Source organism: Vibrio sp. 10N.222.49.C9, assembly GCF_041474985.1.
Lineage (GTDB): Bacteria > Pseudomonadota > Gammaproteobacteria > Enterobacterales > Vibrionaceae > Vibrio > Vibrio crassostreae_C.
In genome coordinates this window covers 1-303 of record NZ_JBFRVD010000204.1, presented here as the reverse complement: position 1 = coordinate 303, position 303 = coordinate 1, and the positions used below count along the sequence as shown (strand labels likewise).

Below are 303 nucleotides of genomic sequence, written 5' to 3'. Positions count from 1 at the left end.
GCCCACTTATCCATCGTATTGGAAACATGAAGACCGGTTGCACTCGTATACTCATCGTACGACGTTACAATATCAAACCCTCGATACGCTGCTACCACACTAGCCTTGAATGGGTCTCGTTGTTGAATATACCCACTTCGTGGGAAAGTTGAGCCATAGCCCGAACCTATATCATCCCATGTCAATTGCTTTACGCCATAAGAGCCCATCGACAACACCTCAGTCGTTGCCATCCAACGCCAAGACAGCACATCTTGAGATGAATGAAAGTAAGGCACCCAAGGCATGTTGCTGGAGCTACAC

1 pseudogene is annotated in these 303 nt (G+C 47.9%); it reads right to left on the bottom strand.

The annotated features are described in order from the left end of the window. Positions 1–303: pseudogene (locus AB4585_RS22765) on the bottom strand (hypothetical protein); the annotation flags it as partial.